10 protein-coding genes are annotated in these 13,063 nt (G+C 42.4%); 6 read left to right on the top strand and 4 right to left on the bottom strand.

Annotation, left to right across the window (positions count from 1 at the left end; genetic code table 11):
• Window positions 1-135 precede the first annotated feature (135 nt).
• Window positions 136-552, top strand: coding sequence for a DoxX family protein (locus PL9214_RS18570; protein WP_186440401.1), 417 nt, complete (start codon window positions 136-138; stop codon window positions 550-552).
• Here the strand turns inward: PL9214_RS18570 and PL9214_RS18565 are convergent.
• The 4 genes from PL9214_RS18565 to PL9214_RS31385 form a co-directional block, all read right to left on the bottom strand.
• Window positions 530-1,903 (bottom strand): 2-succinylbenzoate--CoA ligase, encoded by a 1,374-nt coding sequence (locus tag PL9214_RS18565; RefSeq protein ID WP_072720258.1) that lies wholly within the window; start codon window positions 1,901-1,903, stop codon window positions 530-532. The genes PL9214_RS18570 and PL9214_RS18565 overlap by 23 nt on opposite strands.
• 79 nt (window positions 1,904-1,982) lie before the next feature.
• Window positions 1,983-3,989, bottom strand: coding sequence for a serine/threonine-protein kinase (locus PL9214_RS18560; RefSeq protein ID WP_072720257.1), 2,007 nt, complete (start codon window positions 3,987-3,989; stop codon window positions 1,983-1,985).
• Window positions 3,990-4,202: 213 nt separating this feature from the next.
• Entirely contained in the window at window positions 4,203-4,658 is a 456-nt protein-coding gene (locus PL9214_RS18555) for a GatB/YqeY domain-containing protein (RefSeq protein WP_072720256.1), read from the bottom strand.
• Between the two features lie 182 nt (window positions 4,659-4,840).
• Window positions 4,841-4,987, bottom strand: a complete 147-nt coding sequence (locus tag PL9214_RS31385) for a hypothetical protein (protein ID WP_186440400.1) — start codon at window positions 4,985-4,987, stop codon at window positions 4,841-4,843.
• A 23-nt stretch (window positions 4,988-5,010) separates the two neighbouring features.
• Here PL9214_RS31385 and PL9214_RS18550 point away from each other — a divergent pair, with 23 nt between their 5' ends.
• From PL9214_RS18550 to PL9214_RS18530, 5 genes are all read left to right on the top strand, one after another.
• Window positions 5,011-6,003, top strand: coding sequence for a ribose-phosphate pyrophosphokinase (locus PL9214_RS18550; protein WP_072720255.1), 993 nt, complete (start codon window positions 5,011-5,013; stop codon window positions 6,001-6,003).
• A 665-nt stretch (window positions 6,004-6,668) separates the two neighbouring features.
• The gene (locus PL9214_RS18545; RefSeq protein ID WP_072720254.1) at window positions 6,669-8,276 is read left to right on the top strand and encodes an SdrD B-like domain-containing protein; all 1,608 of its coding nucleotides are present in this window, start codon (window positions 6,669-6,671) and stop codon (window positions 8,274-8,276) included.
• A gap of 455 nt (window positions 8,277-8,731) precedes the next feature.
• On the top strand, window positions 8,732-10,027 hold the full coding sequence (gene purB / locus PL9214_RS18540) for an adenylosuccinate lyase (RefSeq protein ID WP_072720253.1): 1,296 nt from the start codon (window positions 8,732-8,734) through the stop codon (window positions 10,025-10,027).
• Between the two features lie 137 nt (window positions 10,028-10,164).
• Window positions 10,165-10,887 carry a M15 family metallopeptidase gene (locus tag PL9214_RS18535; RefSeq protein ID WP_072720252.1) on the top strand — a complete coding sequence of 241 codons (723 nt, stop codon included), beginning with the start codon at window positions 10,165-10,167 and terminating at the stop codon, window positions 10,885-10,887.
• A gap of 149 nt (window positions 10,888-11,036) precedes the next feature.
• Window positions 11,037-12,941 carry a S9 family peptidase gene (locus tag PL9214_RS18530; RefSeq protein WP_072720251.1) on the top strand — a complete coding sequence of 635 codons (1,905 nt, stop codon included), beginning with the start codon at window positions 11,037-11,039 and terminating at the stop codon, window positions 12,939-12,941.
• Window positions 12,942-13,063 lie beyond the last annotated feature (122 nt).

The raw sequence follows: 13,063 nt of genomic DNA, 5'->3' as shown, positions 1-13,063 counted from the left end.
ACCAGAAAAATTTCCAGGTTATACACCACCACTACGCATTACAGTTAGGACACTTCTAAATCCAGTAAGCTTATTCATGACTTACTTTTCCCTGTTCCCTGTTCCCCGTTCCCTACTATAAAAAGAGGTTCAATAATGATGCAGTTTATTCCGTTAATAGGACGGACATTTTTAGCAACAATTTTCATTCACGCTGCGGTTAATAAAATCTTTGATTTTGCCAATACTCAAACAATGATGACAGAAAAAGGTTTACCGTTTGCGGGGGTATTATTAGTAGGAACCATTATTGTCGAAATTGTCGGAGGATTATCGTTAGTGGTCGGGTATAAAACCCGTTTAGGGGCTTGGCTTTTAATTCTATTCTTAATTCCAGCAACCTTCGTCTTTCATAATTTTTGGGATATCCCTTCAGAAAAAATTGATTTCTTCAAAAATTTATCAATTATGGGTGGGTTACTGATGATTACCTATTTTGGAGCAGGGCCAGTAAGTGTTGATGAACATATTACGATGAGTAATACTGACTTTACTGATCCTGATAATCCATAACGAATTCTCGCAGGAGTTTTTGATTTAATTTTCCTTGGAAATTACGAGGTAACTGTTCTAAAGGAATCCACAATTTAGGATGTTTAAACTTGGATAATTTTCCGAGCATTGCCTGTTGTAATTCCATCAGAGACACCTGTTTAAAACCCGGAACATAGACCGCAACCACAATTTCGCCCCAGTATTGATCCGGTTTCCCTATTACACAAATATCCTGAACTAAACCCGTAGAAAGAATAACCGCTTCTACTTCTGCGGGAAATACATTTTCTCCCCCAGTAATAATTTTATTACTCTGTCTTCCTACTAATGTTAAATATCCCTGTTCATCCCAATAACCTAAATCATCAGGTATAAAACTATTAATCCGCATTTGAGGATCAAAATTCTCTTGATAATATCCTAACATTAAGGAATCCGCTTCAATTGTAATCAGTCCGGGTTGATTCGTTTTTAATTCGGCTCCATTTTGATCCTGGATTTTAATTTTAGCATGGGGTAAAACCTTTCCACAGCTATTATTTCCCCGTAAAAAATCCGAGGGTTTTAAGGTAACAATTTGAGAAGCAGTTTCTGTCATTCCATAGGTTAACGCCAGAGGAATTTGATAAAAACGACTTTGTTCTAATAAGTCTAACCAAGGGGGGGCTCCTCCTAATAAGACTATCTGAAATTGAGATAACCAATTTGTTAAGGAGGGTTGTTGTAATAAGCGATGTAATTGGGTGGGAACTAAGGAAATAAAAAAGTGATGAGGATTAAAATTAATCCAGTCTTCTGTTTCTACCGTTTTAAAGGATGTGATGATGAATTGTCCATCGGTTAAAAGCGATCGCATCCACTGCATTAATCCACTAACATGATAAAGGGGTAACGTACAAAAAGAATGAATAGCAGGGGTTTGAAAATATTGTTGAACGCCTAAAACTGAAGCCGTTAAAGTATCCCAAGTATGAACAGCAAACTTAATATTTCCCGAAGTTCCTCCCGTGGGAATCATAATCAAATTTTGAAGCAATTCATGATTCTTAGGGGCAGAATTTTGATAATCTAAAATTCGACCTTGAGATATTAATAAATTAGGTTTAACTAATTCATAAACTTGATTCCATTCTTCTTTTCCCCATTGAGGATTACCTAAAAACACAGGACATTTTGCTGTCACCGCAGCTACAAAAGCCGCTAAAAATAAAATAGGGTCAGATTCTGATATTAGTATTTTAGGATAATTTTTATTTAATTTTTCCCAGTGATTAATCTCTTGCAAATAAGTTTTAGAAAGATCTATTAAAAATTCTTTCTGCTCTAAATTAACCTGATTTTGGCTTTTGATTTTATCAATAAAATCCATATTAAACTAGGACACTTCTAAATCCAGCAAACTCATTCCCTGTTCCCTGTTCCCTATTCCCTGTTCCCTGCTATAAATTTCATTCCAACTTAGGTGTAGTAATAGGTTGAGACTCTGGGGAAGGAAGGGGAGTAGATTCTGGGACTGGCTCTGGAGTCGGTTCTGGTGTGGGACTCGGTTCCAAGGGCGGTGCTGGAGTCGGTTCTGGCGCTGGAATTGGGGCGGGTTCCGGGGTAGGAGCAGGTGTCGGAGGCGGGGTAGGAGCAGGTGTCGGAGGCGGGGTCGGTGCTGGTGTCGGGGCTGGCTCCGGTGCTGGAACAGGGGCTGGGGCTGGCGCAGGTGCAAAGGTTGGTTGAGGGCTGGGTTCCGGTTCACGAAGGGGGGTAGGTTCCGGTTCACGAAGGGGGGTAGGTTCCGGTTGAGGTTCTGAAGGCGTAATGGGGGAAAGGGTATTAATTAACGTCAGGTCTAACTTATAGTTACTTTCGGGTAGCCCAGGAATAGGATTGAGAATTACGGTATAGTCCCCGGTGGAAGGTAAAGTTCCTTGCCACAAAGAGACCGCTTCTCCCTGATTAATCGGTTGTTGATCCGGGCCAAGTAAGGTTAATAAGACTCCTTCCCCACTGACGGAGGCATAAAACTGTTGTCCAGCTTCAGCCGGAACCACATAGTTAGCGGCTTGATTGGCTTTCAGATTACCTTCAACGACCGTTGGTTCTCCCACCACTAAATTCAAGCGCTTTGTAGTGGGGGTGGGTACAACCGGAGAAGGAATCAATGCTGGATTCGATGGGGTGGGGTTCGGGGTTAAATTAGGTAAGGGTAGGGACGGTATAGGATTTGAGGGACTAGCCAGGGGAGGATTGACCTGGGAGGGGGGTTCTTCGGGTTTGCGGTCAGTAATTTTCAGGAATCCTTTAACTAAAGCCCAAGATCCCCAAGCTGCTAAACAAGCCACTAAAACACCCGCTATAATCACGGTGATGGGTTTATCCCAAAGGGATTGAGGGCTTGAGAGAATCGGATCAGGATTAGGAGATAGGGAAGGGGTCGGAGGCGGAACAACGGGACTATTATTGTTCTGGGCTTGCTGTTGACCTTGTTGAGTAACTAAGGGTCGTCCAACCGCTAGGGTGGGGAGTTGAGAAAAATTCGGGTCTGGGGGTTGGGGTGTGGGGGAAGGAACGGGAATCGGTAGAGTTTGAGTGGGGGGAAAACTCAAAGGTTGATTCAGGGTTTGTAACGCTTGTTCAACGTCCTGAGCCGATGGATAGCGATCGCTCGGTTGCCGACTCAACATTCGATTAATAATTTGAGCGAAATTCGGACTGACATTACTATAAGGTTGCCAATTCCAAGATAAAGCGGTTTGGTCGAGTAAATATTGCGGTTCTTGACCCGTTAATAAAACAATAGCCGTTACCGCTAAAGCATATAAATCACTACTGGGAAAAGCTTGTCCCGTTTGAATTTGTTCAAAAGGAGCATACCCTAATTTTCCGACGCGAGTAGCCGGAGGTAAGGTTAAATCAGGGGTATTGATGCGAGTTGCAATTTCAATCACCACCCCAAAATCAATTAATATAGGCAGTTGATCTCGATGACGTAAAATAATATTATCCGGGGAAATATCTCGATGAATAATTCCTAAACTATGAATATGAGCTAAAACGGGCAACATTTGCCGTAAAAACAGCACTATTTCAGCTTCCGTAAAGGTTTGAGGAAAACCAGGTGCTGCTTTTTTCCGCTCCATTAATAAAGCGTGATAGGTTTTCCCTTCTACATAATCTTGAACTAAAAATAACCGTTGATTTTCTTCAAAAACCGCCCCAAACTGAGGAATTTGAGCATGATGAATTTGGTAGAGAATTTGGGCTTCCCGCCGAAACAGTTCTTTAGATTTTTGTAGGGCGTAGGTTCCGGTTTGGACGGGAATAAATTCTTTTAAGGCGCAGCGCTCGTTAAATCGTCCTTGATCTTCGGCTAAATAGGTACGACCAAACCCCCCCTGGCCTAAAACACCAATCAAGCGGTAGCGGTTTTGCAGAATTGTCCCAACGGGAATAGCAGTTTGCGTCATGCTTCTAGCAGGTGAGTGATCAAGAAACCCAGATGAAAATTAACCTTTTGTATTATAAAGCTTAGGTACAATTCCACAGGTTCAGTCACGGCTGACTACAAACAGAACAGTCTCGATTCCGTAATCACGGTTGGCTGTTAAGCCTTAACACTTCGACACTTCGACACTTCGACAAGCGAGCGTGCAAAGCCGTCAACAACCAACCGTTAACGCTCAACCTAACTTCGCTTTTACCAGTTCCTGAACCTTTTTACCGTCCGTTTGACCTTTTAAGCGTTGCATGGCTGGCCCCATCACTTTCCCCATATCTTTAGCAGAAGTTGCACCAACCTCGACAATAACTTGATCAATAATGGCACTCACTTCTTCATCGCTAAGTTGTTTGGGAAGATATTCTTCAATGATGGCAAGTTCAGCTTTTTCTTTGTCGGCTAAATCCTCCCGTCCAGCGTTTTGATATTGTTCAATGGAGTCTCGACGTTGTTTCGCCGCTTGAATTAACACTTCTAATTCTTGTGCTTCGGTGAGGGAATCTTTTCCCTCTGCTCCAGGGCTGGTTTCTTTCTCTAGCAGCACTTTTTTAATGCTGCGAACGGTTTCTAGCCGCACCTTGTCCTTAGACTTCATGGCAGCTTTGATATCTTCACTAATGCGATCTTTGAGACTCATGGCTTCTAATGGGACTTCAATTTGCTCCCCAAATCATAGCAGGGACACCCCTAGAGCAAATATACAGTTTCTTCTTGATCTATTGGCTAAACTGTCTTAACATAAATTTCAGTATTTTCCCTATTTTAATTTGATCACTCTTTCTCCACAATTAATATAGAGGACGTTTGATTTGCACAATTTCAAGCAGCAGTGCTTCCGCTTACTGAAAAACGTCGTTTTCCGTTGGCTTGGCTGCTGAGATGTACCAACAGACAACAGCCAAATTCAATTCGCCAAACCTGTTCCGAATTCCAGTCTTTTCTGGAATGATTAAGATTGATTGCCATGTCATGAACTGTGAGGGTTCGCCGTGATCCGTTCTGCTACATTACCCCTTCCGTATTCTGAGCCATTAGTTGCTGATCATAGTCGGTTACGACTCTTTTCAGGATCGGCAAATACTCCCCTAGCCCTGGAAGTCAGCCGTTATTTAGGAATTGACTTAGGGTCAATGGTTCGCAAGCGATTCGCTGACGGAGAAATTTACATCCAGATTCAAGAGTCGATTCGAGGCTGTGATGTCTATTTGATTCAACCGTCTTGCTATCCGGTCAATGACAACTTAATGGAGTTGTTGATCATGATTGATGCTTGTAGACGGGCTTCTGCGCGTCAAATTACGGCTGTTATTCCCTATTATGGATACGCCAGAGCCGATCGCAAAACCGCAGGTCGTGAGTCCATCACTGCCAAATTAGTGGCTAACTTGATTACTGAAGCGGGTGCTAGTCGAATTCTCGCCATGGATTTACACTCGGCTCAGATTCAAGGGTATTTTGATATTCCCTTTGATCATGTTTATGGTTCTCCGGTAATTTTAGATTACCTGATGAGCAAACAGTTATCCGATATTGTTGTTGTTTCCCCGGATGTTGGTGGAGTCGCCCGTGCTAGGGCTTTTGCTAATAAACTGAATGATGCACCTTTGGCGATTATTGATAAACGTCGTCAAGCGCATAATGTTGCAGAAGTCTTAAATGTGATTGGGGATGTCAAGGGGAAAACGGCTGTTTTAGTCGATGACATGATTGATACAGCCGGGACAATTGCTGAAGGTGCTCGTTTATTACGTCGAGAAGGTGCGCGTCAAGTCTACGCCTGTGCCACCCATGCGGTCTTTTCTTCCCCTGCCATTGAACGTTTATCGAGTGGGGTGTTTGAAGAAGTGATTGTTACCAATACAATTCCCGTTATTCCCGAAAAACAGTTTGATCAGTTAACAGTTTTGTCTGTTGCGAATTTACTGGGGGAAACAATTTGGCGAATTCACGAAGATAGCTCTGTAAGCAGTATGTTCCGATAATCAGTTATCAGTTATCAGTTATCAGTTATCAGTCAAAAATTGGCCCTTTATCGTTGATCGTTGTAAATTCTTGACTACTTACTATAGTGCGGTCGTCCGAATAAGGGTTTATCCATCAATCAATAATTTTGAGTAAATTGAGCGATCGCAGATTCCCATCATGATTGTAGCGGTTTATTCGGGAGAATGGTAAAAAGAAGACTCCGTAAATGAGTTTAATCTTTTTAGATATTTTCTGCAAACATAAATTCGTTTAAAAGATAAAAAAGCAATTTATTTTTATTTTCTTGATAAACTGTTTCTATCCATAACGTTTTAGCTTTATTAATATTTTAACTTTTTTCAGATTCCTAAAAATTTCAATAAAACTAATAATTTTAATAATTATGAAAACTAACTCTATAAAGCTTAACTAAATGTAACAGATCAGGATTTTAGGATTGATGAGGGGGAGTCGGGGCGCAATTATGTTTAAGATCAATAATTTGATTTCCTGACGGCTCACGGGTGTCATTTGGCCATTTAAATTCATAAAATTTAATTCTAGGGCTTCTAACTAGATGAAAAATAAAGTATAGAGTAACATAATAGCCAGATTCTCAGTTTTGAGTAGAAAACCATAGAGGATAGTTTGATTATTCAGTCATAATAGGACAATTTATCTTATGTTTGATCCAAACGACTCTAATCCGATTCCTTTGTTCGATTCCGGTTTGGATAGGGAAAGTCGCCAAAACCCGGCTCCCATCACATTGGCTTCAGGACAAAACCTTAACGGGATTAACTTCGGTAATACGCAACTCGGCTCCATCAGTGGGACGAAGTTTAATGATCTCAATCGAGATAGCCTGCTCACCCCTGGGGAACCGGGTTTATCCGGATGGACTATCTTTATTGATACTAACAATAACGGAACCTTAGAAGCCACAGAACCCACTACTCTAACAAATGCCAGTGGTGGGTATGCCTTCACCAACTTAACGGCGGGAAATTATACCGTTCGAGAAGTACAGCAACCCGGATGGGTACAAACCACTGCTAACCCTGGGCTAGTAAGTGTAACCGGAGGTGCAGATATCACCGGAATTAACTTCGGGAATAACCAATCAGGTACTATCACTGGAATTAAATTCAACGATAGTAACGGTAACGGATTGTTTGATGCGGGTGAAACCCCATTACAGGGATGGACAATTTTTGTCGATGGTAACGGGAATGGCGTTCCTGATACGGGAGAAGGAAGGTTAGTGACCGGCGCCGATGGCCGTTACACTTTTGCCAATGTTCCACCGGGGAATTATACCCTGCGGGAAGTTCAACAACCGGGATGGACACAAACCACGCCGAACCCTGGAGCCGTTGGGGTCAGTGGTGGCACGAATGCTATTGTTAACTTTGGCAACCGTCAGTTGGGTTCCATTAGTGGGGTCAAATTTAATGATCTCAATAACAATGCCACCTTTGATACTGGGGAAACCGGTTTAGCGGGATGGACAATTTTTATTGATGCCAATGGTAACGGAACGTTAGAAGCGACAGAACCCACAACCGTAACGAATGCTAATGGTGGATATACCTTTACCAGTATTCCCGCAGGTAACTATACTGTTCGAGAAGTGCAGCAACCGGGATGGGTACAAACGACCCCTAACCCTGGCCCGGTGAGTGTGACCGGAGGTGCAAATATCACCGGAATTAATTTTGGGAATAACCAATTTGGAACCATCACAGGCATAAAGTTTAATGATACCAATACTAATGCCTTGTTTGATGCAGGTGAAACTCCGTTACAGGGGTGGACGATTTTTATTGATGCCAACGGGAATGGCACGCTTGAAGCCACAGAAGCTGCTGCCGTTACAGGCGCTAATGGTCGCTATACCTTTGCGAATGTTCCCCCTGGGAATTATACCCTGCGGGAAGTTCAGCAAACTGGATGGACACAAACGACCCCTAACCCTGGCTCCGTTGGCATCAGTGGTGGCACGAATGCTATCGTCAACTTTGGCAACCGTCAGTTTGGTTCCGTCAGTGGCATAAAGTTTAATGATAAAAACGCTAATGGTTTGTTTGATGCAGGTGAAACCCCTTTGCAGGGGTGGACAATTTATATTGATGCCAATGGTAACGGCACTTTGGATGCCACAGAACCGACAACTGTAACCGGAACAAATGGCAGTTACGTTTTCACTAACGTTCCGCCAGGGAATTATATCCTACGGGAAGTTCAACAACCGGGATGGGTTCAAACCGTTCCCCCAGCAAAAGCTTAATGAGAAGTCAGGATGAATTAAATGTCAGGGTAAGGAGATAATTGTTTTCTCTTTTTTGCAAATAACTTTTGTAGAGGCGCGCGAGTTCGCACGTCTCTATATTTTTTATCGGGATTAGATATTTTTCCAAATTATTATTGATGATGAGGATTTCAGAAATTAATTAAGAACAGCAATCAATTTAAACTTTATTTTTCTGGGAGATAATTTTGCTGTTTTGTTTCTCAGTTATTATAATGTCAGAGGTTTTTCACAGTTTGCGATGGGTTCCGTCCAGCCGAAGGCTATCGCTGATCCCCATCAAAAGTTAAAATAAGACGGTTGTGCTGAATGGGATGTTAGTGACATCGCTCGGATACGACAGAGGGGAAATTGAGCTAAAACTGTCTCAGAGTCTCCTGTTGACCGATTAACGTCTCTTTTGACATCAAAGTGATAACATCTAAACCTAGAATATGATAGAACGGTATACTTTGCCCGAAATGGGCAATTTGTGGACAGAGACTTACAAGCTGCAAACTTGGTTACAAGTAGAAATTGCCGTCTGTGAGGCACAGGCAGAATTAGGATATATTCCATCAGAAGCCGTTGAAGAAATTAAAGCTAAGGCGAATTTTGATATCAAGCGGGTGCTGGAAATTGAGGCAGAAGTCCGCCATGATATGATTGCCTTTTTAACGAATGTCAACGAATATGTTGGGGATGCCGGACGCTACATTCATTTAGGCTTAACCAGTTCCGATGTACTCGATACGGCTTTAGCGTTACAATTAGTGGCGAGTGTGGATGTGTTATTAGAACGCACAGAAGCCTTGAGTCAAGCCATTCGTTATCAAGCGCAACAACATCGAAATACGGTGATGATTGGTCGTTCCCATGGCATTCACGCCGAACCGATTACCTTTGGCTTTAAATTAGCTGGATGGTTAGCGGAAGTGTGTCGCAACCGAGAACGTTTGGTGCGTCTGCGTCAAACCGTTGCGGTGGGTAAAATTTCCGGGGCGGTGGGAACCTATGCTAATGTTGATCCCAGGGTAGAAGCGATCGCTTGTCGCAATTTAGGGCTCGAACCGGATACGGCTTCAACCCAAGTGATTTCCCGTGATATTCATGCGGAATATGTGCAAACTTTAGCGTTATTAGCCGCAAGTATTGAACGGTTTGCGGTGGAAATTCGCAACTTACAACGCACGGATGTTTTAGAAGTCGAAGAATTCTTTGCCAAAGGTCAAAAAGGTTCCTCGGCCATGCCCCATAAACGCAACCCGATTCGCAGTGAACGCTTAACGGGAATGGCGCGAATTATTCGGGGAAATGCCGTTGCTGCCTTAGAAAATGTTGCCCTCTGGCATGAACGGGATATTTCCCATAGTTGCGTTGAACGGATGATCTTACCCGATTCTTCAACGGTGGCTCATTTTATGTTAGTTGAACTAACAGATTTAGTCAAGAATCTGTTAGTTTATCCTGAAAATATGCAGCGCAACATGAACCTTTATGGTGGTGTTGTCTTTAGTCAACGGGTGTTATTAACCTTAGTTGAAAAAGGCATTAGCCGGGAAGAAGCCTATAGAATTGTTCAATCTTGCGCCCACACGGCTTGGAATCAAACCAATGGTGATTTTCAGGCTTTAATTAGGGAAAATGAGCAAGTCAAGACAAAATTATCTCCTGAAGAAATTGATGCTTGTTTTGATCCCAAACATCACTTAAAAAACCTTGATCAAATTTATCAACGGTTAGACATTTAAACCTCAAGAAACCGGGTTTTTAAACCTAATTCATCGTAGGGGCGAGGCGCGCCTCATCCCTACAGGAGTTTGTAAATTGATATATTTTCTGAATTAACCCCGCTTCTAACTCATTACATCACCCGGACTTTAACCTTATGCTTTCTAAACCCATGATGCGATTATTTTTATTTTTATTCATAATTTTGGGTATTAACTGTTATCCCGTTAATGCTCAAAATTTAACCCCCCCTGTTACGTCTCCTCCTACTGCCCCTCCTACTGCCCCTCCTACTGTTGTGGTTCAAGATTATAACCAAGTTCCAGCCACCGAAAAATTAGTCGATATTAGAAGTGTTAATCTGAATATTCGTCTTGATATTCGCTATGCCACAACCAACAATTTTTTAAAGAAAAAAATCTATTCGGTTCCTCGTTGTTTGTTGCGTTCTGATGTTGCTCAACGCTTATCCAGAGTACAACAAGATTTAGAAGAAATGGGCTTAGGTTTAAAAGTTTATGACTGTTATCGTCCTCTGTCTGTAACGCGGCAAATGTGGGAAATTTTACCTGATACTCGTTATGTTGCAAACCCGGCTAAAGGGTCTCGACATAACCGAGGGGCGGCGGTTGATTTAACCTTAGTTGATTTACGCACGGGGGCGGAGTTAGAAATGCCAACAGCCTTTGATGATTTTACCGACAAAGCGGCTAGAGATTACACGGGAAATGCTCCTCAAGTTCGTCGGAATAGTGATTTACTTGCTGTTAAAATGAAACAACAAGGATTTATCCCTTTAATTACAGAATGGTGGCATTTTGATGCGCCAGGTTGGGATAAATACGGCCTTTTAGATGTTCCTTTAGAAAATATTCGTTAGAACTCATTTCTGATTTCAGGGCTGTTTGATCCCCTAGAACAGGATAAAATAGCCCTTGGGGGGTTGTTCCAAAGCTCAAGCATCAACATTTAACAGTCAACCGTCAGTTACGCCACAATAGAGACAGTTAAATTTTGAACTGATCAAGTATGACAACTGCAACGGTAGAGAAACCTGCAACTCAACTTCCGCCTTTAATTCCCCGTGAGCTCCTGTTTGGCAACCCAGAACGCACGAGTCCGAGTTTGTCCCCCGATGGCAAATATTTAGCCTATATTGCCCCCGATGACAATAATATTTTACAGGTTTGGTTAAAAATTGTTGGACAAGAGGAAACTCAAGCTTTAACCCGTGATCCAAAACGGGGAATTCGATTTTTTTTCTGGACATATAACCCAGATCAACTGATGTATGTTCAGGACTCCGATGGCGATGAAAATTGGCATTTATATTTAGTTGATGTCCAAACCCATATTGTCCGGGACTTAACGCCTTTTCAAGGTGTTCGGGCACAAGTGGTTAATGTAGATCACAAATTCCCGGATCAAATTTTAGTGGGAATGAACCTGAGAGATCCCCAAGTTTTTGATGTTTATCAGGTGAATTTAAAGAATGGGGCTGTTGATTTTCATACGGAAAATCCCGGTAATATTTTAGGGTGGACAGCCGATGCTGACTTTAAAATTCGGGCAGCGAGTTCTAGCACCGAAGATGGGGGGTTTGATTTATTATATCGAGAAACAACCGAACATCCTTGGGAAACCCTACGTCATTGGGGGCCCGATGAAGAAGGGGGGGCGGCTTTCTTTTCTAATGATGGCAAAATTTTGTATATGGTGGGCAACCATAATGCCAATGCAGAACGATTAATTGCCTTAGATTTATCGACTCGTCAAGAAACAATAATTGCTGAAGATCCTGAATATGATATTGGGGGATTATTAGCCCATCCTATAACCCGAAATATTGAAGCGGTTTCTTTCTATAAAGATAAAGAAGAATGGCATATTCTTGATGAAAGTATTGCCGCAGATATTGAGGCGATCAAACAAATTCGTCCGGGTGAATTTGGCATTAGTCGAACGTTATCCGATGAAAAATGGCTGATTAGTTTTGTCGTTGATGACGGCCCGGTGTATTATTATGTTTACGATCGCCCAACGAAAACCCACAGCTTTTTATTTAGTAATAAACCCAAACTAGAAGGCTTACCGTTAGCCTCAATGGAACCCATTTCTTACACGGCTTCTGATGGCTTAACCATTCAGGGTTATTTAACAAAACCTGTGGGTGTTGCACTTCCCGCCCCGACGGTGATGTTAGTGCATGGTGGCCCCTGGGCGCGAGATACCTGGGGTTATGACTCGGAAGCACAATGGTTAGCCAACCGGGGTTATGCGGTCTTACAGGTGAATTTCCGGGGGTCAACGGGCTATGGGAAAGCCTTTGTGAATGCGGGAAACCGAGAATGGGCTGGAAAAATGCACCAAGATCTCATTGATGGGGTGAATTGGTTAGTAGAACAAGGCATTTCTCAGCCGGATAAAATTGCCATTATGGGGGGATCTTATGGCGGGTATGCAACCTTAGTGGGGTTAACTTTTACGCCTGACGTTTTTGCTTGCGGTGTGGATATTGTGGGGCCGAGTAATATTATTACCTTGATGCAAAGTATTCCGCCTTATTGGGAACCCATTCGCAAGAATTTCTATCATCGAGTCGGGAATTTAGACACGGAAGCGGACTTTTTAAAAGCGCGATCGCCTCTATTTTTTGTTGACCGAATTGAGAAACCTTTATTAATTGGTCAAGGGGCTAATGACCCCCGTGTTAAACAGGCAGAAAGTGAGCAGATTTTTGAGGCGATGAAACAAGCGGGTAAGCCTGTGGAATATGTTCTGTATACGGATGAAGGTCACGGTTTTGCCCGTCCTGAAAATCGTTTACATTTTTATGCCATTGCTGAAGAGTTTTTAGCTAAATATTTGGGAGGACGGTTTGAACCCATTGGCGAAATTGCCGGACATTGCGGTGTAATTAAATCCTCAAGTTAGCCTTGAAAATATCCCCCTTTTTTAGGGGGCTTCAAGGCATCTTGACTCAAAATCATGCTAAAATGATAAATAGCATGAACTATAAGTTAGGAAATCAATCAACCATCAGCCTCTAATAAACA

Source organism: Planktothrix tepida PCC 9214, from assembly GCF_900009145.1.
Taxonomy (GTDB): domain Bacteria; phylum Cyanobacteriota; class Cyanobacteriia; order Cyanobacteriales; family Microcoleaceae; genus Planktothrix; species Planktothrix tepida.
The sequence above is the reverse complement of the archived record's forward strand: the minus strand, read 5'-3'. Positions and strand labels throughout refer to the sequence as shown.